This is a genomic window from Sphingobacteriales bacterium (genome assembly GCA_016706405.1).
GTDB lineage: Bacteria > Bacteroidota > Bacteroidia > Chitinophagales > UBA2359 > BJ6.
The window spans coordinates 460,035-486,115 of the sequence record JADJJT010000002.1 but is presented as its reverse complement, the minus strand read 5'-3'; the positions used below and the strand labels follow the sequence as shown (position 1 = coordinate 486,115).

18 protein-coding genes are annotated in these 26,081 nt (G+C 39.9%); 13 read left to right on the top strand and 5 right to left on the bottom strand.

Annotated elements, in window-relative coordinates; genetic code table 11:
- The first annotated feature begins 140 nt into the window (after positions 1-140).
- The 3 genes from IPI59_08240 to IPI59_08230 all read left to right on the top strand — a co-directional run bounded on the left by IPI59_08240 (position 141) and on the right by IPI59_08230 (position 5,027).
- A complete protein-coding gene (locus IPI59_08240) occupies positions 141-2,816 on the top strand; it encodes an outer membrane protein assembly factor BamA (protein MBK7527524.1) in 2,676 nt (891 codons plus the stop codon).
- Positions 2,817-3,162: 346 nt separating this feature from the next.
- Entirely contained in the window at positions 3,163-4,236 is a 1,074-nt protein-coding gene (locus IPI59_08235) for a T9SS type A sorting domain-containing protein (protein ID MBK7527523.1), read from the top strand.
- Positions 4,237-4,376: 140 nt separating this feature from the next.
- Positions 4,377-5,027, top strand: coding sequence for a TetR/AcrR family transcriptional regulator (locus tag IPI59_08230; protein MBK7527522.1), 651 nt, complete (start codon positions 4,377-4,379; stop codon positions 5,025-5,027).
- Positions 5,028-5,368: 341 nt separating this feature from the next.
- Here the strand turns inward: IPI59_08230 and IPI59_08225 are convergent, their stop codons facing one another.
- Positions 5,369-5,788, bottom strand: a complete 420-nt coding sequence (locus IPI59_08225) for a hypothetical protein (GenBank protein MBK7527521.1) — start codon at positions 5,786-5,788, stop codon at positions 5,369-5,371.
- A gap of 512 nt (positions 5,789-6,300) precedes the next feature.
- Here IPI59_08225 and IPI59_08220 point away from each other — a divergent pair.
- Together IPI59_08220 and porQ are read left to right on the top strand one after the other, a co-directional pair.
- The gene (locus IPI59_08220; protein MBK7527520.1) at positions 6,301-6,966 is read left to right on the top strand and encodes an aminopeptidase P family protein; all 666 of its coding nucleotides are present in this window, start codon (positions 6,301-6,303) and stop codon (positions 6,964-6,966) included.
- Between the two features lie 177 nt (positions 6,967-7,143).
- Positions 7,144-8,274, top strand: coding sequence for a type IX secretion system protein PorQ (gene porQ / locus IPI59_08215; protein MBK7527519.1), 1,131 nt, complete (start codon positions 7,144-7,146; stop codon positions 8,272-8,274).
- 12 nt (positions 8,275-8,286) lie between these two features.
- Here porQ and IPI59_08210 read toward each other — a convergent pair whose 3' ends face one another.
- Positions 8,287-9,246, bottom strand: coding sequence for a nitronate monooxygenase (locus tag IPI59_08210; protein ID MBK7527518.1), 960 nt, complete (start codon positions 9,244-9,246; stop codon positions 8,287-8,289).
- Positions 9,247-9,469: 223 nt separating this feature from the next.
- On the opposite strand from IPI59_08210, the gene IPI59_08205 reads away from it, so the two are divergent.
- From IPI59_08205 to IPI59_08190, 4 genes are all read left to right on the top strand, one after another.
- Positions 9,470-9,817 carry a translation initiation factor gene (locus IPI59_08205; GenBank protein MBK7527517.1) on the top strand — a complete coding sequence of 116 codons (348 nt, stop codon included), beginning with the start codon at positions 9,470-9,472 and terminating at the stop codon, positions 9,815-9,817.
- 31 nt (positions 9,818-9,848) lie between these two features.
- Entirely contained in the window at positions 9,849-10,523 is a 675-nt protein-coding gene (locus IPI59_08200) for an SRPBCC family protein (protein ID MBK7527516.1), read from the top strand.
- 32 nt (positions 10,524-10,555) lie between these two features.
- A complete protein-coding gene (locus IPI59_08195; GenBank protein ID MBK7527515.1) occupies positions 10,556-11,188 on the top strand; it encodes a hypothetical protein in 633 nt (210 codons plus the stop codon).
- A 331-nt stretch (positions 11,189-11,519) separates the two neighbouring features.
- The gene (locus tag IPI59_08190) at positions 11,520-14,669 is read left to right on the top strand and encodes a T9SS type A sorting domain-containing protein (protein MBK7527514.1); all 3,150 of its coding nucleotides are present in this window, start codon (positions 11,520-11,522) and stop codon (positions 14,667-14,669) included.
- A gap of 115 nt (positions 14,670-14,784) precedes the next feature.
- Here IPI59_08190 and IPI59_08185 read toward each other — a convergent pair whose 3' ends face one another.
- Positions 14,785-15,480, bottom strand: coding sequence for an outer membrane lipoprotein carrier protein LolA (locus IPI59_08185; protein ID MBK7527513.1), 696 nt, complete (start codon positions 15,478-15,480; stop codon positions 14,785-14,787).
- A gap of 185 nt (positions 15,481-15,665) precedes the next feature.
- Complete coding sequence (locus IPI59_08180; GenBank protein ID MBK7527512.1) at positions 15,666-18,296, bottom strand: DNA translocase FtsK; 2,631 nt, start codon at positions 18,294-18,296, stop codon at positions 15,666-15,668.
- A 660-nt stretch (positions 18,297-18,956) separates the two neighbouring features.
- Between IPI59_08180 and pcaF the strand changes: the two genes are divergently transcribed.
- Positions 18,957-20,165, top strand: a complete 1,209-nt coding sequence (gene pcaF / locus IPI59_08175) for a 3-oxoadipyl-CoA thiolase (GenBank protein MBK7527511.1) — start codon at positions 18,957-18,959, stop codon at positions 20,163-20,165.
- Here the strand turns inward: pcaF and IPI59_08170 are convergent.
- Complete coding sequence (locus IPI59_08170) at positions 20,158-20,952, bottom strand: M48 family metalloprotease (protein MBK7527510.1); 795 nt, start codon at positions 20,950-20,952, stop codon at positions 20,158-20,160. The two genes, pcaF and IPI59_08170, sit on opposite strands and share 8 nt — an antisense overlap.
- Positions 20,953-21,234: 282 nt before the next feature.
- On the opposite strand from IPI59_08170, the gene IPI59_08165 reads away from it, so the two are divergent.
- From IPI59_08165 to IPI59_08155, 3 genes are all read left to right on the top strand, one after another.
- Positions 21,235-22,950, top strand: a complete 1,716-nt coding sequence (locus IPI59_08165) for a T9SS type A sorting domain-containing protein (GenBank protein MBK7527509.1) — start codon at positions 21,235-21,237, stop codon at positions 22,948-22,950.
- 672 nt (positions 22,951-23,622) lie between these two features.
- Positions 23,623-24,330, top strand: coding sequence for a lipoprotein signal peptidase (locus IPI59_08160; protein ID MBK7527508.1), 708 nt, complete (start codon positions 23,623-23,625; stop codon positions 24,328-24,330).
- A 384-nt stretch (positions 24,331-24,714) separates the two neighbouring features.
- The gene (locus IPI59_08155) at positions 24,715-26,031 is read left to right on the top strand and encodes a DUF1343 domain-containing protein (protein MBK7527507.1); all 1,317 of its coding nucleotides are present in this window, start codon (positions 24,715-24,717) and stop codon (positions 26,029-26,031) included.
- The last annotated feature ends 50 nt before the right edge of the window (positions 26,032-26,081 follow it).

Genomic DNA, 26,081 nt, shown 5'->3' with positions numbered 1-26,081 from the left:
CTCCAGTTTGTGCTGCCTCAAAAATTTAACAGGGTATAGACAATGTTTTTCTGGTCTTTCAATCTTTATGAACAGTTTATTTGTAATTGTTTACCCTTGTAAGTATTTTAATTTTCATTTTACAGGACTAATTTATTGATATGATGCAATTTGTTTTTTCGCGGTTTTATTGGATTTGCCTTTTGTTAATGATTTGTAGTGCGCTGGGCAATGGCTACCTGCACCCCTTGTACGCGCAGGCAGTAGCGGGCGAAGCCGGCAGTCCGCGAGAGTACCAAATTGGGGCTATTGATATTGTTGGGGTACAGTATGCCGATGAAACTACGCTTATTCATATATCGGGGTTAAAAGTGGGCAAAAAAATAAGGATTCCGGGCGATGAGTTGGGCAATGCCATTGAAAATATTTGGAAACAAGGTTTGTTTAGCGATGTTCAAATTTATGCTACAAATATAGTAGGTGATGCTGTAAACCTCGAAATTAAACTAACCGAACGCCCGCGCTTGTCAAAATACACATTTGAAGGACTGCGCAAAGCCGAAGAAGAAGACCTTACCGACAAAATATCGTTAATTCGCGGGCGTATTGTAAACGACGACTTGCTCGCGCAAACCCGCACTATTATAAGCCGCCATTTTAGAGATAAGGGGTTTTTAAACACTACCGTAAAATTTAAACAAGAGTCTGACCCTCAGTTTACCAATAGCGTAATCTTAACCATAGACGTACAGCGCAATCAACGGGTGCGCATAGCCAATATACAATTTGCCGGAAACGACAACGCAACATCCCGCAAACTAAAAAAACAAATGTCAGACACCAAAGAGCAAACCCGCATTAACCCGCGTGGGCCACGCAATTTGGTGCGCGATGCCATACATGCCAATATTCCTAAGACATTGGGCAATTTGTCGTGGGTACAAACGCTGCAATATATTGACGAGAATTTTTTTAGGTTTAAACTGTTCTCCTCTTCAAAATTTATTCCCGAAAAATACGAGGCCGACAAAGATAAAGTTATAGCTTATTATAATTCGTTGGGTTACCGCGATGCCCGTATTGCCTACGATACTGTACTCTTTGAAACCGCAAAGCACGTAAACGTAAACATTACCGTAAACGAAGGCCCGCGCTATTATTTCAGAGATATTGAATGGAAAGGGAACACCAAATACCCCGACGAGGCCTTAGGCAAACTGCTGGGCATTGAAAAAGGCGATGTTTACAACAAAGAGCTTTTAGACCGGCGTTTACATATTGACCCCAACGGCAACGATATTAGCTCGTTGTATATGGACGATGGCTACTTGTTTTTTAACGTTCGGGCTGAAGAAAAATCGGTTGAAAACGATAGTATTGACCTAGTTATTAATATTTACGAGGGTGCACAAGCTACTATTAACAAAATTATTATTAAAGGAAACGACAAAACAAACGAGCACGTTATCCGGAGGGAGTTGCGCTCAATACCCGGCTCCAAATTTAGTCGCTCGGACATTATACGCTCGCAGCGCGAAATTGCCAACCTCGGCCATTTTGACCCCGAAAAGATACAAATTAACCCCAAACCTAACCCCTCTGATGGTACGGTAGATATTGAATACATTGTAGAAGAGCGCAGCGGCGACCAAATTGAACTGCAAGCCGGATGGGGCGGTAACACTATTATTGGTACAGTGGGTTTAAAACTCAACAATTTTTCGGCGCGCAATATTTTTAAACCTTCGGCATGGCGGCCATTGCCAAGCGGCGACGGGCAGCAGTTGGCATTTAGGGTACAATCGACCGGCAAAGCCTACCAAGCATTAACGGTATCGTTTGCCGAACCCTGGTTGGGTGGCAAACGACCAAATTTGTTTGCTGTTTCGTTGTTTGGTACGCGCAGCTTTTTAAATTCATTAACAACCGATATTAACTCGAAAGATGCGCAAACCTTATTTATTTTGGGTGCCGATGTATCGTTAAGCCGCCGCCTGCGCTGGCCCGACGATAATTTTGTGCTTAAAAACGGGGCTGTTTACCAGCGCTATATTTTGCAAAACTGGCAACGCGACTTCATATTAGTTAATGGCGCGGCTAATAACCTTAACTTTAGTACAACCATAGGCCGCTATTCTGTTGACCAGCCTATTTTTCCGCGTACAGGTTCAAATATTGAGCTGACGGTTTCGGTTACACCACCTTACTCGTTGCTGAACAATAAAAATTATGCCCAACTTAGCATAGAAGAAAAATATAAATGGGTTGAATACCATAAATGGAAATTTAAAGCCGAATGGTTTATTCCGGTTGGCAATAAATTAGTGCTTAAAACTACCGCTAAAATGGGTGCCATGGGCTATTTTAACCGAGATATTGGCTACTCGCCCTTCGAGCGCTTTGAAATTGGCGGCGATGGCATGACCAATTACAGTATTTATGGCAAAGACGTAATATCGTTGCGCGGCTACGAAACCCTAACTAGTAACTCGGTAAAGCGAAGCGATGGCGGCAATGTTTTTGTGGGCGACCCATTTTTTGCCAAATATAACTTAGAACTGCGTTTCCCCATTTCGTTAAACCCAAGCACAACTATTTATGCCCTTAGTTTTTTAGAGGCGGGTAATTCGTGGAGCAATTTTACCGAGTATAACCCATTTAATTTATACCGCTCGGGGGGCTTGGGCGTGCGGTTCTTTTTACCCATGTTTGGTTTGTTGGGCTTCGATTATGGCGTTGGTTTCGATAAGATTGAAACACAAAAAAGTACAAGTTTTGGCAAATACTTATCCAACCATGGCAAGTTTAGCTTTATGTTGGGGGTAGAGGTAGAATAGCAAAGCAACAAGCAAAAAAGCACCGGCATGGGCAGTTTATTGGCTCCGGAACTCCGGAAATAGTGCAATAGAAACTTGAATCCATTATTCATGCTCTTACTGTTAGTGCTTCTATTGGATAGATTTTATTTGTTTGTCCCAAAAATGAGCTATTTTTGTAAAGACTGGCATTGCATTTGTTGTTATAAGTAGAGGCAGGTGTAATATTTGCCCTACTTGTTTGAGTTTGCCTGTTTTATCTGGATTATTTTTGTATATCCGGATTACTGCCAGCAAAAATTATTCGGCTTGTTTTTTATATCTATCTATCAATTTTTCTTGCCCAAATTAGCTTTTTATTTATTTTATGAAATTAAGTGTAATTGCCCTTTTTTTAACCATTTTAGGTACTTTATTTTATGCGCCTTATGACTTGCAAGCGCAACCTAAATTAACCGCCGCCGGCTTACCCCCTGAAGGTAATTTTTACAATTTATATACAGCCGAACCAGCAGGTATTAACCAAGGCTCGCAAGGCGCGTTGGTAACTTGGGATTTTGACGACCTTAAAAAAATTAACGAACAAACCGTTGCCTTTGTTAAAGCTTCGTCAACCAGTTACGATTCGATATTTGCAGCGCTACCCGATGTATATGCAGCAGTTTATTCGAAAGGTTACGAAACCCCATCGGGCAATATAAGTTACCATTTTTACAACCCTACTACAGCAGCCTTAAATTTGTTGGCCGTGGCCAACGACCAAAAAGTATTCTTAAATTATTCGGATGCTATTAAATTGGCTAATTTTCCGATGAAATATAACGACAGTTATAACGATAATTTTAAAGCCAATTTTATGGTTGGTTTGCAAAAAGTTGTGCGCACAGGCTCAATAAGTGTTACCGCCGATGCTTATGGCGATGTGGTTTTGCCTAAAATAAACAACGCCGAAGTAGTGTATAAAAATGTGCTTAGATTGCATGTTCAAATGAACTATACAGACGATATTGAGAACTTTGGCACTATAAGTTACGCCGTTGACAGCTATTTTTGGTACGACCCTAAATTAAATTACCCAATTTTAAGTATTGAAACCGAAGCCGTTGATGGCAACCAACCCAAAACTAAAGTGCATTATATACCCCAAATGCTTACAAATACTACAAACGATTTAGTACGGCAATTTAATTTTAATGCAAACTACAACGCCAGTTCGGGTAGGGCAAACATACAGTTCGAGTTGCCGCAGCCCGAGTTTCTAAGCGTTTATGTGCTAAACCTAAATGGGCAAATAGTAAGTACACCGGCCAATAACGAGTTGTTTGGCGAAGGGTTAAATCAAATAAATACCTACGAATTTAGTCATTTACCTGCCGGCGTATATTTAGTTAGTTTATATTACCAAGGTAAAACGGCAACTGCCCGAATGTTAATATATTAACTTATACAAAGTTTTTTATTTTGAATAAATTTAAACGGTTAAACATAGTTTAGCCGTTTTTTTGTTTCTATTAGAACAAATAGAGCAAATTTTTCTCAACTTTGTACTCTTTTTTAATTAATGACCTTATTTATACCTCCATGTCTGCAAACAAAACAAGTACCACACGTGCTAAACTAATTACGGCGGCTAAAATTGTATTTGCCCGTTTGGGCTACGAAAATACTTTAATGCGCGATATAATTGTTGAGAGCAATTTATCGCCCGGAACATTTTACAACTATTTTACCGATAAACACGCCGTAATGCACATAGTTGTCAATAATTTGGCCGAAGAGGTAGCCACTTATTTAAGTAAAGCTATTGCCGGAGATTTGGATGTCAAAACACTATTTACAAAATTTTTAAAATCTTTTTTTGAAGCGTTTACACTTAACGAAGTAAATTTGCAATTTTTGGCTAAAAATCAGGCGTATTTTCGAGCTGTTTACTTTGAAAACCACCATATCATAACTGCTTTAAAAGCAAGTAAGGCATATTTGAATAATTTTTACGGCTCGGGCTATTTAAATGATAATATTAAATGGCTTACTTATGCTATGTTGGGGTCGTGTACCGAATTTTTAATTCAAATTGCAAACAAGCAAACCAAGTACGATATAGACTATTTGGTCGGTTTTTTAGTAAATATATATATTGACGGCCTGCAAAATACCATTGATAAAAATTATTATAGTAATGCCGATAATAATTCAGACCTAATAATTGAAGAAGCAACTCTAATGTTATAGGCAAGTTTTAAGGCAATGCAATGGCGCTGTGCGCAAAGACAACTGAAAACCAAACTGCGAGTTTAGTTTAATTCATGTATAGTTGCCACAAAACGTAAAGGTTAGGCCGGAGGCTAATCCGGGCTAATTTCTTTAGAATTCCGGAAAAAGCTTGGTCTATTTTTTAATTTTCCGGATAGGAAAGAGAGCCCATTTTACCAATAATCACCTTTTCCGTCCATCATGGCAAACAAAACAACACTACGAACAAAAAAATTTTGTTTTTTTGTTCGTAGTAATCAAATAAACTAACTATTTATAAAGCCAATTAGGCTAAGCTTTTGTAGGTATGCTATCAATAATTATTGTTTTTTGCCATAACCCAAAACAAAGGCAACTATAGCACCAGTTAAAGCCGCCATAATAGCGCAAACTACTATGTCTATGAATACACCTTTTAAGGTCATTACATTTGAGGTGCCATAAAAAAGAAGATCGAAAAACATACCCATAAGCAGCCCAATTATTGCACCTGCTTGCGCGCCGGTCATCCAGTTTGTTATACCAGCCCAGCGACCAAATATGTAGGCGTACAACATTCCGTAAGATAGGTTAGCTAATATCATAGCCCAAAAAATCATTTCGTTTTCGGGGCGTGCAATATTGTTGGTAGATTCGGCTTCCATAACGCCGCTTAACAGCATTCCATATATAATCCATCCTAAGAAAAAGGATACAATACCTCCAACGAGGCCGGCGAGTAAAATTTTGTTTAAGTTCATAATTGATTGTAGAATTTTATGGTGAAGAGAGAATTGATATTTGGAAGAATTGTTAGCACAAATTACAGAAAAGGGCAAAACACATTATAAACTTACTTTCTAAAAAAATAATTTTATATGTGGCAACAAATGTAACGATATCTCTTCTATTCACAAAACTTTTTTTGTATTTTTTTTTAAGATAACAAAAAAAAGTAAATAAACTGGTTTTTTAATTAAAAATTTTTGTTTTTTTAATCAAATTGGAAGCTATCAAACAAAACAAAAACAAAAAATACAATAAGTTAGTATTGATAATTTTCAATAAAACAAAGGGGCAAATTGTAAAATATCCGGAAATTGGCCGACTATTATGGTTGCGCAATAAAATGTGAGCATCAAATTAGCTGAAAAGTTTGGTTCAATGCTTAATTTTGTGCCCTGCTTAGTAGCCTTAAACTGAATAGTTTTACCACATACTATTAGCATGTATTTTTTCTCTCACTACAAAACTTTGTTTTAGCATTTACATAATGATTGACCGTTTACTTTGGGCGCAGCAACAAGCTTTGCTTTTATTTGAAGAAGCAGAAAAACGCCAACTTGTTGCTCCGGGAAAAACTGAAAGCGTTCTTAACAACGAAATATACGAATTAGCCTTTGAGATGTTTGGCATAAGAAAATACTGGCATAAACGCATTGTGCGCGCTGGGGCAAACACCCTGCTTCCGTACCGCGAAAATCCACCCGATTTAACTTTGCAAGACGACGACATTTTGTTTTTTGATTTTGGACCCGTATTTGAAGAGTGGGAAGCCGACTTAGGCCGCACGTATGTAATTGGCAATAATCCACGCAAATTAAAACTGCAAAGCGACATTGCCACTGCTTGGCAAAAAGGTTCAAATTTTTATCAAGCCCATTCAAATATTACAGGCGCACAACTTTATCAGTACATTTGCCAGCTCGCTAACGATGATGGCTGGCAATTTGGCGCAGCTATGGCAGGGCATTTAATAGGCCATTTTCCGCACGAAAACTTAGAAAACGAAAAACCCGATAATTACATTCACCCGCACAACCACAAACCTATGCGTGCAAACTACGCAAGTGGTAAGCCCCGTTATTGGATTTTAGAAATTCATTTTATAGATCCGGAGTTAAAAATTGGTGGATTTTACGAACAGGTTTTGCATTAAAATTTTTTATATCCGGATAATTTACACCTTATTATTACTTAGCGTCTTGCCAGTTACTAAACCTTATATTATCATCAGCCTTACAACCATTTTTCACTTACTTTCATCTGCTACAAACAAAACTTTAAATTAAGCAATACAATTTACACCCCCTAAGCGATTTGCATTTTTTTGATTATGTTTCATATTGATACACGCACGTATATTTATATTTTCCGGATAATTGTGGCAGCTGTTTTTTTTGTCGTATTTTTTTTAAGTGAAAATTTACCCGTTAAAGCACAACCTCAAATTGGCGGGCAATATAGCTTTGCTTTTCTAAACCTTCCTAACTCGGCACGAGCTGCCGCTTTAGGCACCTACCAACCTGCATCTTTGCCCAACGACCCCGATATTGCCTTAGGCTGGCTTAATCCGGCCTTGTTGAACCCACAAATGCACCGGCAAATTTCGGCTCAATACGCTTGGTTACCTGCAAACATTGGACACGCCAATTTTATGGCCGCCCATAATTACGACTCGACCACCACCTTAGCACTTGGGTTTCAATCGGTTAATTACGGCGATATACCCCTAACTGATGATGCTGGCAACACATTAGGCAATTTTAAAGCCGGAGACCACGCTATTTATTTTGGTGGCGGGCATAGCTTGGGGCCATTTTCAATAGGTGTTATGACCAAATTTGCCTTCGGCAATATTGAATCGTATAAAGCAAATGCCTTTGCCTTTGACTTAGGCGGTGTTTGGCAAGGTAAAGATAACTGGGTAGTAGGCTTAGTAGCCAAGAACATGGGCGCACAATTAAAAAATTATTACGACAGCAACGAACCGCTGCCATTTGATTTGCAATTAGGAGTAAGTAAAAAATTAACCTATTTGCCTTTGCGTATATCGGGCATAGCCCACCATTTACACCGCTGGAACTTGCGCTACAACGACCCCGCTTTAAAACCTGTAAATATATTTGATACTGACACAAACCAAACTGAAAAAGCCTATTTTTTTGATAAACTTACCCGCCATTTGGCTTTTAGTGCCGAGCTTACCATTGCCAAAGTGCTTAGGTTGCAAGCAAGTTACAACCACCTTAAACGCCGCGAGATGCGCATTAATAATATTGGCAGCATGGCTGGTTTTTCGTTAGGTGGAGGCATTTATACAAAAAAGTTTTGTGTTCAGTATGCCTACACCCCGTATAGCGTAGCCCAAACTGCTAATACTATTGGTTTGCAGGTAAACCTAAATAATTGGCTTATAAAAAAGACACCAACACCAAAAGATATAAATAATACACCTGCTCATTAGTTAGTTAGTTAGTTAATAATGGCTGCTTGTGCTAAAATGTAATTGTTCGATGGTTGTTAAAAACTCGCTCCAAACCTGATTTACAATTTGGGCAGCAGGCAAAATAGTTGGTATAGTAGCAGCAATTTGGCCAATTTCTAACTCGCCTTGCTGCATATCGCCCTCGAACATACCTTTTTTTGCCCGTCCACGCCCTAATAGCTGCGCTAATACCTCGGTATTGGCACCGCTTGCCTCGGCTTGTGCTACTTGTTCAAAAAATTCGTTTTTTATTAGGCGTACCGGCACTAATTTTTTTAAACAAAGTTGTGTTTCGCCCTCGCGTAAGGCAATAACGCGCTGCTTAAAATGAATATGAGCCGAGCTTTCTTCAGAGGCTACAAATCGTGTGCCCATTTGCACCCCTTGTGCGCCCAAGGCAAACATAGCCGCCATTGCTTGGCCGCTTGCAATGCCTCCGGCAGCGATTACCGGAATTTTTACCGCCTTAACAACCGCAGGTATTAAACATAGGGTTGTTGTTTCTTCGCGACCGTTATGCCCGCCAGCTTCAAAACCTTCGGCAACAACGGCATCAACGCCGGCAGCTTCGGCTTTTTGGGCAAAGGCAGCGCTGGCTACAACATGTACCACCGTTATACCTTGTTGTTTTAACCTTGCAGTATAGGTTTTGGGGTTTCCGGCCGAGGTAAATACAATGGGCACATTGTGCTTGGTAATTAAGGACAAATGTTGTTCAATATCAGGATATAATAAAGGCAAATTAACGGCAAAAGGCTTATTGCTTGCCTGCTTGTATTTTGTTAATTGTTCCTCTAAAATATCCGGATACATTGAACCCGCACCAATAATGCCTAAACCACCGGCATTACTGACAGCAGCGGCCAACTGCCAATTCGAACACCAAATCATACCCGCCTGAATAATAGGATATTGAACATTAAAAAGCTGGGTAATATTATTTGTAAACATCATTTGTAAGTAAAACGAGCTGTCCTTATATAATTTTAATTAAAAATTGCTTTGCAAAGGTAAGGCTTTAAGCACAAATTATGGACGTAGATTTATGACAACTTAAAATCAGAACTTAATACCGATGTGAAATATTATATTAGAAAAACAAAATAGTTTAAATTTTTTTCCGGATATTTGCCTAAGTATCCGGATATTTGTAGTTCAGAATTGCACATCTTGTATTATGTCGAAAAAATTTAGCAACCGCATAGGTGTTGTTTACTCTACCAACCCCGATTATCATTACCAAACCGACGACGAGTTGATAGAAAAAACCACCGCCCCCGCCGACAAACAACCCCTAAAACTGCGTTTAGACAACAAAAAACGCAAAGGCAAAACCGTTACCCTAATTGAAGGATTTACAGGCACTACAACCGACCTTGAAACATTAGCAAAACAATTAAAAACAAAACTGGGGGTGGGTGGCAGCGCCGAAGCTGGCGAAATTTTATTACAAGGCGACTTGCGCGACAAAGCGCTGACTATTTTGCAACAATTAGGTTATACCAAAACCAAAAAAATATAAATAAATAATAAATTATTAAATTAATTTTATTGTGAAAGTTCTCAAACGCATTTTAACCATTTTATCAGTTGTAATTTTGCTGTTTATAGTAGTCAGTTTGGTGTTTTTTCCGGGCTCGGCACATGTATCGCGGCACACCGAAATGAATGCACTGCCTAGCACCGTCTTTAAATTAGTTAACAATTTAGAAGCATGGGATGCTTGGATGCCCTGGAACAAGATTGACCCCAAAATGCAAAAAACCTACGGCCCTACAAAAGAAGGCGTAGGCGCTTGGTATAGCTGGAAGAGCAATCATAGAAACGTAGGAACGGGCAAAATGGAGCTTACAAAATCGGAAACCGATAAACTGGTGCAAACTAAATTGTATTTTATGGAAGAAACAACTCCATCGGATATTAGCTTTACCTTTGAGCCGACCGCCAACAACGGAACTAAATGTACCTGGACGATGGATACTCCCTACTCGTACAACCCCATTAACCGAACTTTTAATTTTTTAATGCAAGTAGGCTTGGGCAAAACATTTGACCAAGGTTTGGCCGACCTTAAAACAGAAAGCGAAAAACGCGCTATTATTGAACTACAACGCAATACCGCCAACGTAACCAATTTGCCCAATACAGGGGGGCAAAGCGCAACTTCGGCCAATAATGCACCGCCAAACACAACCAATGTAGCCACTTCGCAAGGAAACAAACCTTAATTATTTAAGAAACATATACTTACACTACCCTTATGAGGAATGGTTTATTAATTGGTATTTTAATTTTGATTGCCACTAATTTGGCCTTTGCCCAAAAAAAAGAAATTAAAAAAATTAAAAAATCTTATAACACTTACAAAGACGCTATTTTAAACGACAAGTCTGAACTGGCCATCCAATGCATTGATAAACGCACTATTGCCTATTATGACAGTTTGTTGGTATGGGTAAAAACTGCCGACTCGGCAAAACTCGAAACCTACTCGTTTTTTGATAAATTTATGGTCTTAATTGTTCGCGGACGTATTGAACCCGAAAAAATTAAAACTTTTACCGGAACAACTTTGCTGGCCGAAGCCATAGAAAGGGGTATGGTGGGTAAAACAAGCGTAGCTAATACCGAAATTGGAAGTATAATAGTTGAAAAAGATTTTGCCAAAACAAGGTTTATTGCCGACGGTGTAGAAGCACCCGTGGATGTACATTTTTATAAAACAAACAAAGTTTGGAAAATAGACCTTACCTCCATGTTTCCGCTAACCCAGTTGGTGCTAACAGAAATGGCAAAAGAGAATGGGCAAACTGAAAACGAATTTATACTTACAATTCTTGAATATCTTGCCGGCCAAAAACCTAATGCATCAATTTGGCAACCTACAAAATAGATGTTTTTATATACAGTATTTTTTATAAATATACTTTGATTTTTGGCCTAAAAACCGGCTTATATTTGCCCAACTTATAACATCTGTATGTTATTGAATGGTTCTTTTGGAAGAAATAAAATGAAACAATAACTTAATAAGTCCGGATTTATTTTAGCAGTAGTAATTTTTCAGACAAACTAAACAAATATAATTGTCTGTTACCCAACAAAGGCAAATATTAGGTCATTTATTTACATGCTTTCCTTCTTAAATTTGTAGCAAACTTTACAATATACTAACTATTAAATTGCGCTTAAAATTGTTCATACAAAACCAATATCACCTATAAATGAGAAATTTATTTTTTTTCTTTAACTGTTTCGTTTGGTGCCTTATTGCAACGACAAGTTCTGTTGTATTATTTAGCCAAACAACGCCAAACAGCCCACCGAAATCTGAACAACATAGGGTAAAGCCCGTTAAAACAGTTACCAAACTATTGGGAACAATTCCGGCTTTAACTACAATTCCGGAAATTGCCCCCCAACACCAAACCCTCAACAAGAAAAAACTCATGCAGTTTCATAACAACAAACTGCGAAATTACCGCAACAATCCTAACCCCCTACCTATCGGCGAAGATCCCGTAAGACAAAAAGGCCAATGGCGCGACGGGGAAAACGAAATTGACACCGTTCTATACGTTGAAGGCCTAGCATATATTGATATTCATCCACCCGACCCCAGCGGAGACGTAGGCCCAAACCATTATATTCAAATGGTAAACTCGGCAAGTGGCTCGGTTATTCAAATTTGGGATAAAGAAATGAACCTTTTATATGGCCCTTCCACTTTAAATAATATTTGGCAACAAATAGGCGCGCCAGTTGGTATTGGCGACCCAATAGTAAGTTACGACCAGGCAGCCGACCGTTGGGTTTTACTTGAAATGACCTGGGAGGGTAAGCTAAATATAGCCGTATCAAAAACTGCCGACCCGCTTGGCGAATGGTATGCCTACGTAATGCAAGGCGATGGCTCACTTCCGGATTATCCAAAACTTAGTATCTGGAATAATTTTTACTATATAACTACAAACGAGTTCAATAACTACTCGCCTATATATGTACTAAACCGGCAAGAAATGATTGATGGCGTGTCAACGGCACAAACCTTGCTGTTTAAAATTCCAAAATTTATACCTGGTCCTCCTGTTGAAAGTTTTCAGCCCGGCATACCCGTTGACTGGGACGGAAAAAACACACCGCCAGCAAATATGCCCGGTATGGTAATGCGTATGTATGACGATGCATGGAACGGCGATGTAGATAAATTGGAAATTTGGGATGTAATAGTTGATTGGAGCGATGTTGATAAAGCCGAGGTTGTAGGCCCCTTTGATTTGCCTACCGAACCTTTTGAAGCCCAGGTTTGCGAAGGCTGGTTTACCTGCATTGACCAACCTGACGGTGGCCCGGCATTTGAAGCCTTAGACCAGATTATCCATATGCGGGCGCAATACCGCAATTTTGGCTCGTACCAAAGTATTGTGCTTAACCACGTGGTAGATGCAACCGGCACCGAAATTGCCGGAAAACGCTGGTACGAACTGCGAAAACTAACCTCGGCGGGCGGCGAGTGGTACATCTACCAACAAGGTACTTATGCCCCCGACGACGAAAGCCGTTTTATGGGCAGTATTGCCATGGACGGAACAGGAAATATAGCCCTTGGTTATGCTGTGGCAGGATTTAACACATACCCCTCGTTGCGTTTAACAGGCCGGATGGCGGGCGACCCCCTAGGACAAATGACCGTAAAAGAAGTAACAGTGGGCGAGGGCAAAGTAGTGAACCTTGGCCAACGGTGGGGCGATTATAGCCACATGACCGTTGACCCCGTTGACGAGCAAACTTTTTGGTTTACCGGCGAATATCTTCCGGAAGGATCAAATGGAACAACGTGGGCAACCAAAATTATAGCCTTTACCTTGCGCCGCGATACAAACGACTTAGCGATGCAGGCCATTGTAAACCCATACTCAAAAGGTCAGCTAACAACTACTGAATCTGTTACCGTAAATCTCCGGAACGCTGGGATTAATGCCCAATCAAATTTTGAAGTTTCGTACAGTGTAAATAATAGTCCGGCCATAACCGAAATTTATTCCGGAACCATTGAACCAAATCAAGAGGCAAACTATACCTTTAAAAAAACAGGCGACTTCTCAACACCCGGAGCTTATTATCATATAAAAGCATGGGTAACATTAAATACCGATACCAACCCAAATAACAACGAAGTTTCAACAACAATAAAACATATTGCCCCAATTGATGTGGAAGCCTATGCCATTTTAGGATTGGGCAACTCAAAATGTTCGGCAAACAGCTCTGTTGGTTTGGTGCTGCGCAATGCCGGATGGGATAATTTAACCTCGGCAACATTAGTAGGCAAGCTAAAGGGGCAACCTGCCGTTGTTACCGAATGGACTGGTAGCTTGGCCTATAACGCCAAAGATACTATTTGGTTAGAGGTGGAAGGGCTAAAAACGGGCTTAAATGAATACTTTTTTAACGTTGACAACCCCAATAACAAAACCGATTTAGATGGCACAAACAACTCGAAAAACTTAAAATTTTCGTTGGATGTGTCCCAGTCTCAAATCCACGTCAATATATTAACAGATGACCAGCCCAGTGAGGTTTATTTAAATATCACCTCTGAGGATGGGCTTACTCAAATTACAAGCATACAAAACCTTCAAAATCCACAATTTTTATACAAAATACCTATATGCTTAAAGTATGGTGCCTGTTATCAAATAAATTATAACGATTTAGGCTGGAATGGAATGAACGCAGGTGCCACAGGCGCTATAACCGTTACAACTGAAACTAACGACACTATTTTTGAACTACCCGAACCAGCTACCACAAGCTCCTATTATCAGCCTATTTGTATTGAAGCTCCTTGTAATTTAAATATAATCACCAAAATTACGAATGAAACCGCCGTGAACGCTAAAGACGGCACTATTTTAGTAGAAGCAAAAAATGGCACTTCGCCTTACGAATACAGTAAAGATAATATTGGCTGGCAATCATCGCCCTTGTTTCAGGGTTTAAAAGCGGGGCAATACACCATTTGGGTGCGCGATGCAAAAACCTGTAAAGAAAGTATTACCGCAATTGTTGAAACAAATGCAGTAGGCGTTACCAACCCTACCGACAACGCTTTTGCCAACGTAATAATTAGCCCCAACCCAACCCAAGCTCTGGCAACTATAAAAATACCAGACTGGCCTAATGCAAACGATAATTTTGTTGGCTACAAAATACTAAATTCTAAAGGGCAAACAATTCGCAAAGGCGAGCTAACCCGTTTTGGTGCTGACATGCACACTAATTTTTCGTTAGGGCCTTTTCCACAAGGAGTGTATTATATTGCCATTGAACACGAAAAAATACAGCAATTAACAAAACTTGTTAAACTGTAAGTAACTAATTTCAAACCAATTTGATTTGGTATCCTTTTAAAATCAATAGCCCTCTATCTTTTATTGAAGGTAAGATAGAGGGCTATTTTGTGGTGATTTATAGTTTGTTTTACTGCTACCGAAGGTCTATTACTTCTACATCCGGATAGGCGTTAGTATCGAACATAAATGTAGTTTCGCCTACAGCCGTATTAGTTTGAATATTTTTAAGCTCGTAGGTAATATGGGTGCCATTTTTATTAAAAATTATTGCCTTCTGTAATACGTTCGTCGTGCTGTTTACAAACAACCGTACCTTAAAAAAAGGCAAATCTTTATTATCGGGTGTTAAGTCAATGGTAGTATAGGTTTTACCATCTTTGCCTTTTTCGGTGCCGTTTATTGCGTATTTGTAACCTTTTTTGTAAGCAGTAAAAAGTTGTGCCGGCGATAAATCGCCACTATTGGCATTGTAGCGGTTAATTTGCACTTCGGCTTGGTCTTTAAAATGCGTCCAAACAATTTTGCCATCGCAAATACGGTTAAAATCCGGACTTTCTAAATTGTATTTTTCGCCTTTCATTATTAAACTGCCGGTTTCTCTGGTGTTTACACCTTGGTCTTTGTTTACAATAGTTAGGGTATAACTGGCTTTTAACGACTTATAAGCCCGATATTTTTCGCTCATTTTATCGAGTAAGCGTTTGGCATCGGCACTTCCTTGCGCATTGGCAATAGTAGTGTTTGTGGTAATAGCCATGCCTAAAATATAAAACAAAGCCATCCATAAAACAGGGCGGTAAAAATTTAAAGAAAAATTGATGCCTTTCATAATTTGCTTTTATATAATATTTTCGATTGTTTGATTGACGGATTTGTCAATTAATTAGATGATTGACTATTTATTAAACACAAGGTTTAGAGGGGGCAAGAGAAGATAATTATCCGGATAAAAAAGGGCAGGGGTTTAGCTCAAACATCCGGATATATTTATTGACGCAAAAAACTGTCTTAGGTTTAGCTTTTTAGTTTCAGTTGGCGCAAATATTTATCTAACTCGTATTCGTCGGGTATTAAAACCTCGCGCGGTTTATTGCCTTGATTTTGCCCAACAATACCTGCCGTTTCTAATTGGTCCATTAGGCGGCCTGCTCTGTTATAACCTAATTTAAGGCGGCGTTGTAGCAACGACGTAGAGCCTTGCTGATGCTGGACAATAATACGGGCGGCCTCTTCAAACAAGTCGTCTAAGCTACCATCATCAAAATAGTCGTTCTCGCTCATAAAATCACCATCTTCGCGCAGTTCGGGCAGTAAAAATGGGGCAGCAAAGCCCCGTTGGGCGGCAATAAATTCGGCAATTTTTTCAACTTCATGGGTGTCAACAAAGGCCCCTTGTAGGCGAACAATATTACCTCCTTGCGACAGAAGCATGTCGCCGCTACCTACTAATTGCTCGGCACCCCCGCCGTCTAAAATGGTTCGGCTATCTATTTTTGATGTTACCCTAAAGGCAATGCGCACCGGAAAATTAGCTTTTATAGTTCCGGTAATAATATTTACAGTTGGGCGTTGGGTAGCAATTACCAAATGAATACCTATGGCGCGAGCTAATTGCGCCAAGCGCGCTAAAGGCATTTCAACCTCTTTTCCGGCGGTCATTATTAAGTCGGCAAACTCATCAATAACCAAAACAATATAGGGCAAATACCGGTGCCCCTTTTCGGGATTTAAACTTCGTTGTTTAAATTTAATATTATACTCTTTAATGTTTCGGACATGTGCTTTTTTTAGTAAGTCGTAGCGCGTATCCATTTCAAGGCAAAGCGCATTTAGGGTGTTAATTACCTTTTTAATATCGGTTACTATTGCCTCTTCGTCGTTGGGTAATTTGGCTAAAAAGTGGTTTTCAATCATATTATACAGCGAAAGTTCCACTTTTTTAGGGTCAATCATTACAAATTTTAGTTCGGCGGGGTGTTTCATATACAACAACGAAACCAATACGCTGTTTAAACATACCGATTTACCCTGCCCAGTAGCGCCGGCCATTAGTAAGTGTGGCATTTTGGTTAGGTCGCCCACAAATGCCTCGTCCGAAATGGTTTTGCCTAAGCCAACAGGTAAAGCCATTTTGCTGTTTAGAAACCGTTGCGACGAAATGATGCTGTATAACGATACAATTTCTTTGTTTTGATTTGGCACTTCAATACCTACGGTTCCTTTTCCCGGAATGGGGGCAATAATACGAATACCAAGCGCTGCCAAACTAAGGGCAATATCGTCTTCTAAATTTTTAATGCGCGATATGCGCACCCCCGGGGCGGGTACAATTTCGTAAAGGGTAATGGTAGGGCCGGGTGTTGCCGATATAGAAGCTATTTCGATATTATAATTTCTTAGTGTTTCTATAATCTGTTTTTTATTGTTCTCCAATTCTTCGCGGTTAATTTTTACGGTATGTTCTTCGTACAAGTCGCGGCCATACTTTTCAAGCAGGTTTAGGGGCGGTTTGCGGTAGTCGCTTAGTTCAAGGGTGGGGTCGTACTCGTCTTCAAGGGGAATGGTTCGGTTAAAAAGTTCTGTTTGACGGCCTACTGCGGTATTACTGTTATTAGGATTGGGGTTGTCGTCGTTGTCGTGGTCAACTTGGTCATCGGGCAGGTAATTTTCCCTTGGATTTTGAACAATTTCGAGCAAAATATCATCATTGCCGGCGTTATTTTTGCTGTTTTCTGTTGAAAGTGCTGTAACAAAGGGGCTTCCGGATTTTGGTTGTGTTGTTTGAGGGGTTTCTAACGCATTTTTAGGTGCATTCGGCTCAATAATTAACGAATCGCGGATTTTGCCTTTATCTGTTTCGTTAATGGTGGGTTCGATGACTGAGGTTGTTGTGCCGTTACTATTTTTTTTATTATTTCCGGATGGATTGTTTGCGGCTGTGGTATTAGTTTTAGCGTTAAAATTGGGCATCCGGGGTTTTAAGCCTTTTAGCAGCTCCTCCGGATTTTTGTTCGCTAATTCACTATAATTTATCTGCCAGTTAAAAATCCAGGTTAGGGTAAAAAACAAGGCTATCAGCAGTAAAATAATTGCCCCAATATTACCCACCAAGGCGCTAAGCTGGTCGGCTAATTGTTTGCCCACGGCGCCACCCCACGGAAACGCCGAGCCATAAAAAAACATGCCCAATACCGCCGAAATTACCAGCAAGGCAACAATTCCTTTTAAGTAAACCTCGCGCAAATTAATGACAGCCCGCTTAAAAATTAACTTGGCAGCGGTAATTAATAAAATAAATGGTATAATAAATGCGGTTAAACCAAAACCCTTATAAATAAACAAGTGGGCAAGGTAAGTACCTAAGCGGCCAATCCAGTTATTGGTGTGCAAATTAGTTTGGGTTAATAGGCCTGGGCCTCCCCCTAAAACCTCACTTTGGTCGGCTTCGCCCGTAAATAAATACGAGATAAAGGCAATAATCATAAAAATAGCTAAAATGCCACCTACCAAACCTACTGCGTACGGCGCGTTGGCATGTTTAGGCAGCGAAAATAACCATTTGAATAAACCAACAATACTATTGCTGTTTGTAGATTTTTTTCGGGTATTAGTAGTTGTGGTTGTTTGCTTTTTTGTGCTCGACATGAATTGCTTAAGATTACGATACCACAAATTTAATGGCAATAATATAAATAGCCAAACAAAACTCGAAAATTGTTAGTAAATATCACGTCTATTGTGATTTTTGAGGTTACCAGCCTTCCGGATTTAAAATAAGTACTTGGGTTAATTATGTTAATTATTAAATTCGTTAAGTCAGTCGTTCAGATATTACGCGGCTTACTCCTTAAAATACTATACAAATACGTTAAATCTGCATTCAGGCGTTTTTTTTATCCTAAACATATACAAGTTAAATAAAATGCCGTAAATTGCCACTAAATTAAACTATATAACCGCCGTTTGCCTGCTATGATTTTTAACACTACCCCCCGCACCGACCCCAGCCCCGCTTTAAGCAAGGGCTGGGGTAAATACTAAGCCAAGTTCGCTTTGCATTTGCTCCCTCTCTTTGGAAGATTAACCCACCCCTGCACCCCTCCGAGGAGGGGATTATGTCGGAATCCTGCCGATCCGTTAATCATGTAACCGCTGAATTGAGCCTGCCAAAATTTTACAATTCCTGCCTTAGTCAAAAAATTACATCCAGCAGTAAATAAAACAAGCCGAACATTATTTTGGCGCGAAGTGTTTGTATATTTGCCACCAAATAAAATAAACACATAATACAAACCTTGTTTTGTTATGCCCAATGCTTACATAATTGACGGAATAAGAACCCCAATAGGCAGTTTCGCCGGAAGTTTAGCCCCAATACGCGCCGACGACTTGGCAGCACACGTTTTACACCATTTAATGACACGCAATACTTGGTTGCCCCCATCGAGTATTGCAGACGTAATTATGGGCTGTGCCAACCAAGCCGGCGAAGACAACCGCAACGTAGCGCGCATGGCTTTATTATTGGCAAAATTACCCTACACCGTTCCGGGCGAAACCGTAAACAGGCTTTGCGCATCGGGCATGGCAGCCGTAGTACAGGCAGCACGGGGAATTATAGCCCAAGATGGCGATTTTTTTATTGCCGGAGGAGTGGAGCAAATGACCCGCGGCCCTTGGGTAATATCAAAAACAAGTACCCCTTTTGGCCGCGACTCCGAAATGCACGACAGCAGTTTTGGTTGGCGTTTCATTAACCCCGCCATGAAAAGCCTTTACGGTGTAGATAGCATGGGGCAAACTGCCGAAAACCTGCAAGCTCAAACCCAAATTAGCCGCACCGACCAAGACAGTTTTGCCCTTTGGAGCCAACAAAAAGCAAACATAGCGCAAAAAAATGGCCGGTTAGCCCTCGAAATTACACCTATACCCATACCACAGCGCAAAGGCGAACCTATACTTTTTAGCACAGACGAATTTGTAAAACCCGAAACAACCCTTGAAGGTTTGGCGAAATTGCGCCCGGCCTTTAATCCACAGGGCAGCGTAACGGCTGGCAATGCTTCGGGGTTAAACGATGGGGCGGCGGCTTTGTTGTTAGCCTCTGATGAGGGCGTAGCAAAATATGGCCTTAAACCATTGGCAAAGGTTAGGGCCATGGGCGTTGCCGGCGTTGAGCCGCGCATTATGGGCATTGGACCGGTGTATGCCTCGCAAATAGCTTTAGCAAAGGCTGGCCTAAGTTTGGCCGATATGGATATTATTGAACTGAACGAGGCTTTTGCTGTACAAGCCCTGGCCTGCACAAGGCAATGGGGTATTGCCGATAACGACCCGCGCCTAAATCCAAATGGTGGCGCCATAGCATTAGGGCATCCGCTGGGCATGTCGGGGGCAAGGTTAGTATTAACTGCGGCCTTGTCGTTGCAACAAGGGCAAGGAAAATTTGCCCTTTGCACCATGTGTATAGGCGTAGGGCAAGGCTATGCTGTTATTTTAGAGCGGATTACTTAAACGTGCCGTTTTTTATTGCTTCAATATGGTGGCGTATTTGCTCCATGCGGTTGTCGGGACTTGGGTGCGAGCTCATAAACTCGTCGCGCTGGCCGCCGCCCGATGCTTGTTTTAATATTTCCATTACCTTAATTAGTGCTTCGGGGTTATAGCTTGCTTGGTACATGTATTTTACGCCAAATTTATCCGATTCTAATTCATCTTCGCGGCCATATTTCATATTAATCATTTGGCCTACATATTGGGCAATTTGTGCCGAACCCATTGGGTTGTTAGGGTCGTAGGTGGCTACTTGTGTGGCTTGTACTAAGCCTTGCATTAACTCGCTTTGTGCCATGTGTTCGGCTGAGTGGCGGCCAATAACGTGGCCAATTTCGTGGCCTAAAACGCCGGCCAATTCATCTTCGCTGGTAAGGCGGCTTAGTAAGGCTACGGTAATAAATATTTGTCCTCCGGGTAAAGCAAAGGCGTTAACTGTTTGGTCGTCGGCCAATAAATGAAAATCGAATTTGTATGGCGAGCGGGCAGCATCGGTACTTTGCACTAATTTTTGTCCCACTTGTTTTACGTAGTTTTGGGCAGCCTGGTCGGGGTATAAGCCGCCAAACTGCTGGGCCATTTCGGGCGCACTTTGTAAGCCCATTGCCATTTCTTGTTCGGGTGTAATGCTTACACGTTGCACCTCGCCGGTAATGGGATTTACTGAGCTTTTGCTGTAATATGATAGGATGGCTACTGCTGCCATTATTAAAGCGGCAACGATACGTGCCTTACCACTAAAACGCATTTTTAAAATATTAAATTAATAATTTGAATGGTGAAAAGTACGGCTTTTATCCGGATTTTTTATGACTTTTTTGTTTTGACAGTCTATTTAGCTTCCGGTTACTTATTTAATTTAGAGCGAGCGTTTCTAAAAATATTATTCTTTTAACCCTAAATATCAGATATCCGGAATAAAAATAGGAGCAAAATTGTCAATACCTTGTAACTTTGTATTTACAACAAACAAACTAAAAACAAGATATTATCATTTAACATGTATTTTTCCTTACTTTATCGCTATTTTTTGGGCCGTTTTTTTATTGGCCTAATCTTAATAACTGCAAGCAGTACCCTGCTATTAAACACTGCAAAGGCAAACAGCACTTTCGAGGCTATTTATAAAAATGTATTTGTTGCGCAATGTGGCAGTTGCCATGCGCCTGGCAATATGCAGGCAAATTTAGACTTGGTTGGCGAAGGCAGCAATGCTATGGCCAATGTGCGCGCCAATTTATACATGAAGCCTGTAAAAAATACAACGGCAAAAGCCAAAAATAATTTATTGGTTTATAGCGGCGACCCCTACCGAAGTTTATTATTCAGGTTGGTAAACAATGGTTTGGCTGCCGATGTGGTAGTTGAGCCAAGCGAAGATGTGGACAATATACATGCCAATATTAAATTAAAAGACACAGATAAAGAACTTATCCGGCAGTGGATTTTATTTGATGCCCCTGCAACGGGTTATGTAATTGACCACAGCATGATTGAATCTTTTTACTCGGGAAATGGTATTTGGGGTATCGATGCCAGCGAAATTCCGGAACCACCTGCACCCGGAGAAGGTTTTCAAATACACTACGGTCCTTTCTTTTTACCGCCTTGGGAAGATGCCGACCAACCTAACGCCGAATACCGCCTTAAGTACGATACCAAACTGCCAACTGATATTGAAATTAACCGGATAGAAGCAGCCATTGGAAGCAGCCACCATTTTATAATGTACCGATTTACCGAAGATGCAAAAGATGTACCTTACGGCTTGCGAAATAACGACATGGACACGCAGTCTGAATATGTTGCCGGATGGCAGTTTTCGAACAATTTATTGCTTCCGGAAGGAACTGCTTATAAGTGGGCTAAAAATAGCCAATTAGACCTTAATGCCCATGTAATTAATTACTCGCAAACGGCAATTGTGGCCAACGATATGTATATTAATGTTTATACCCAGCCCAAAGGCACCGCCAAACAAGAGATGTTTAGTGCCCTAATACCGAATATTACCTTGTACCTACCTAATACCGGCCAAGAAGAAGAAATTGAAACCTTTTTTAACCTCAATCAAAATGCAACTATACATATTTGGCGGATGAGTTCGCACACACATAAATTAGCTACCGACTTTGATGTATGGTTACGAAATGCTGACGGCACTAAAAATGAACATATTTTTGATGCCACTAAATATAATGGCGTACCAACTTGTGAGGAGATTGGTTATGATTACCAGCATCCGCCAACCAGAAGTTTTGCTCCATTTTTACCGTTAAATATAAAAAATGGTATTATTCACCGGGCAAAATACCTTAATAACAGCAATAAGCCTGTGTTTTGGGGGCCAACATCGAACGATGAAATGATGATTACCGCTATTTTTTATACCCTTTCGACCGATGGCATTGAAATGACTGAAAATTCGGATTGTGCCGAAGTGGGCATAAACGAGCAAAATTTTACCTCGGATAGCGCAAATACTAATTTAAATTTACAGGTTTTAAACTCGGCAGCCACAGCACAAACAACCCTTAACCTTAGCGCCAAACAAGCTGGTAGAGCCAACTTGCAAGTATTTGATGTAAATGGCCGGCAAATTTGGGAAACAAGTATTTCGCTGTTAGGTGGCAATACCCAGCAACAAATTACATTGCCAACCCATAATTTAGGGAAAGGTGTTTACTGGTGCCGCGCTGCTAACGAACAAGGACAAGCTGTAAACCAAAAGTTCATTGTTTATTAATTAATTAGTTGATTAATTGAGCTAATTTTGCTTATCATACCTTGGATTTTGATTGACAGCTAATCCAAACTTTGGTTCACTTAGTGAATTATATTTTTCAAGAGCATAAATTTTATTACCGGAAATGGTATTAATTTTTATGCTCATTTTTTTCTTTTTTGCTTTCGGTTGTTAAATTTTATCAAAATAGGGGATTTTTAACCTTAAAACACAACCAAAACAAGGTGGTATTTGTCTTAAGCACACAAAAACAAAGTTTATTTTATAGATTTAAACATTTTTGACACTATTTAGATACTAAAATATATTGTTTAGAAGTTATTAGCCCTTAATATTTGAACGTAAAGTACAAATAAATTTATTTTAGCTTCCGGTTGGCTTGGTTTTTGAACATCATATTCTATCTAACTAATACAAATAATAGCGACTATTGAACCATCTTTACTTTAAGTTTTATAAAGTTGTCTTTGGTTAAACAATTAAACCACTTGTAGCGTTATGATAAAAATTATGCTCGTTTCGTTGCTATTAGCAATACTACATTTAGCTCGTCAAACAAATACCACCAAAAACAAAAGCGATGCCTGATATAGCCAATAATGTACTATTTGTTGTATTTTGTGGCTTGTTGCCATAGGCAAATTTATTTTTGATAAAACCTAACCCCACCCAGTGCGATTTAGTAAAGCAACCTTAGCACTAATTATTATTATTGGTGTATTATTGATTGACCAAATATCGAAGTTTTACATTAAAACTACCATGTCTATTGGAGACGAAATAGTAGTTTTTGATTGGTTTAGAATTCATTTTGTTGAAAACGAAGGTATGGCCTTTGGCCTTAGCTTTGGAGGCGAATATGGCAAATTAGCACTTACCTTGTTTAGAATGATTGCTGTAGCTGGTTTGGGTTATTTTATAGTGCAACTTTGCCGCAAACCCGAAACCACACGCGGATTAGTAATTTGTATGGCCTTAATTTTAGCCGGTGCGCTGGGTAATATTATCGACAGTATTTTTTATGGCGTAATTTTTAACCATAGCTACCATCAAATTGCCAGTTTTTTGCCACCACAAGGTGGTTATGGCACGCTGCTGCACGGACGTGTAGTAGATATGTTATATTTTCCGCTAATAAACTGGCAGGGCACTTTGCCAACTTGGATACCTGTATGGGGTGGAACGTTTAGCAGTATTGAGTTTTTTCAGCCTGTTTTTAATATTGCCGACACCGCCATTTCAACAGGCGTGTTTGCTATTATTTTGTTTCAGCGCAAAATTTTATTACACGGCCTCGAGGCAAAACCAACCGCTAATAACAACAACAATAATAACTCAACAACTGCATCGGTTACAAGCACCGGCACTGATAATTTGTAAAACTCAAAACAAAGGCGGTATTTTACATCCGGATTTAGATTAAAATTTAGATTGCCATACAGCATATTTACTACCAAGGTACAAATAGTGGGGGTAGTTTTTTTATCCGGAAATTATTCCGGAAATTGCCGTTTTAAACACCTCACTCAATTTTTAATCGCTACACCTCTTGCTACTTGAATTGCCTTAGTAATTTTAGTTTAGTTAAGTTGCAAGAATAAAATTTTATTTGGTCTTTTTAAGGAAAAACAGATGTATTTTGAAAACCAACTACCTTGTTTCTCGTCTTATACTATGCTATTAACCCGTAGTTATTTAGGTTAAATCAATAGCTTTGCAGTATATTTCTTACCTCTCTTTTCCTATCATCAGTTAGTTAAAACCATGCCAGTCTTTTTAAAAACGACCACTATTGTACTAATGTTTGTGCTTGGCCTAAATATATGCGGGCAAAAAAATGCCCCTGATAAGCCAAGAGAAAGTAAAACAGCGGTACGACAAGACATGGCAAAACCCGTGCCGTCAATTATTGAAAACCCTTTACCGCTTGAACAACGCTTAAAAGCCAACAAAGATGGTGCTTCACTTAAAGTTGGTGCCGAACGCACTGCCCATTATATTCCGTTGCTGCAAGATATGCGCATAGCAGTAGTTGTAAACCAAACCTCAATGGCCGGCAAAGAGCACCTTGTAGATTTATTGCTGCGGCATAAAATAAAAGTGGTAAAAATTTTTGCACCCGAACACGGTTTCAGGGGCGAAGCAGATGCCGGCGCGCATATAAGTTCGGGCGTAGATATTAAAACACTGTTGCCCATAGTATCGTTGTACGGCGACAATAAAAAGCCAAGCCCCGAACAGTTAGCCGATATTGATTTAGTGCTGTTTGATATTCAGGACGTTGGAGCGCGGTTTTACACCTATATTTCAACGATGCATTATGTTATGCAAGCATGTGCCGAAAACGATAAAATTTGTTGTATCTTAGACAGACCCAATCCTAACGGTTTTTACGTTGATGGCCCAGTGTTACAACCCGAATTGCGTTCGTTTGTTGGTATGCACCCTATACCCATTGTGCATGGTATGACAATTGGCGAGTTTGCCTTGATGATTAACGAAGAGGGTTGGTTGGGCAATAACTTAAAATGCAAATTAGCCATTGTACCTTGCGAGGGATACGACCACAGTTTTTTTTACGAACCTCCTATAAAGCCTTCGCCAAACTTACCCAATATCAGGTCTATATATTTATACCCCTCGTTATGCTTGTTTGAAGGTACAATTATAAGTGTTGGACGTGGAACAGATAAACAATTTCAGGTAATTGGCGCACCAAATTTGTCTGATTTTAGCTACCAATTTACCCCCACCAGCAAGCCCGGCGCGCAAAACCCGCTTTACCAGAATAGTACCTGTAATGGTCTTGACCTGTCGAATATAGATTTAGAAATCTTACAAAGTGCCAAGCGTATTAATTTACAATGGCTAATACAGTTTTATCACGCCCATCCACAAAAAGAAAAGTTTTTTTTGACCAATAATTTTATTGACAAGCTATGGGGCAACACCCGCTTGCGGCAGCAAATTATTAAAGGGATAAGCGAAACAGAAATAAGGGCAAGTTGGCAACCCGACTTAGACCTTTTTAAAATGAAACGGCAACAATATTTAATCTATAGCGATGTAGATGAAGATTAAAATCAGATAAGATAATTACTAATTGCTTTCTGTTTGTATTGTGTGTATTT

Coding starts and splice junctions, on each gene's coding strand:
- IPI59_08225 (MBK7527521.1), bottom strand. CDS start 5,788: ATGAACTTAAACAAAATTTTACTCGCCGGCCTCGTTGGAGGTATTGTA.
- IPI59_08210 (MBK7527518.1), bottom strand. CDS start 9,246: ATGTTTACAAATAATATTACCCAGCTTTTTAATGTTCAATATCCTATT.
- IPI59_08195 (MBK7527515.1), top strand. CDS start 10,556: ATGAGGAATGGTTTATTAATTGGTATTTTAATTTTGATTGCCACTAAT.
- IPI59_08240 (MBK7527524.1), top strand. CDS start 141: ATGATGCAATTTGTTTTTTCGCGGTTTTATTGGATTTGCCTTTTGTTA.
- pcaF (MBK7527511.1), top strand. CDS start 18,957: ATGCCCAATGCTTACATAATTGACGGAATAAGAACCCCAATAGGCAGT.
- IPI59_08230 (MBK7527522.1), top strand. CDS start 4,377: ATGTCTGCAAACAAAACAAGTACCACACGTGCTAAACTAATTACGGCG.
- IPI59_08235 (MBK7527523.1), top strand. CDS start 3,163: ATGAAATTAAGTGTAATTGCCCTTTTTTTAACCATTTTAGGTACTTTA.
- IPI59_08180 (MBK7527512.1), bottom strand. CDS start 18,296: ATGTCGAGCACAAAAAAGCAAACAACCACAACTACTAATACCCGAAAA.
- IPI59_08170 (MBK7527510.1), bottom strand. CDS start 20,952: ATGCGTTTTAGTGGTAAGGCACGTATCGTTGCCGCTTTAATAATGGCA.
- porQ (MBK7527519.1), top strand. CDS start 7,144: ATGTTTCATATTGATACACGCACGTATATTTATATTTTCCGGATAATT.
- IPI59_08185 (MBK7527513.1), bottom strand. CDS start 15,480: ATGAAAGGCATCAATTTTTCTTTAAATTTTTACCGCCCTGTTTTATGG.
- IPI59_08220 (MBK7527520.1), top strand. CDS start 6,301: ATGATTGACCGTTTACTTTGGGCGCAGCAACAAGCTTTGCTTTTATTT.
- IPI59_08155 (MBK7527507.1), top strand. CDS start 24,715: ATGCCAGTCTTTTTAAAAACGACCACTATTGTACTAATGTTTGTGCTT.
- IPI59_08190 (MBK7527514.1), top strand. CDS start 11,520: ATGAGAAATTTATTTTTTTTCTTTAACTGTTTCGTTTGGTGCCTTATT.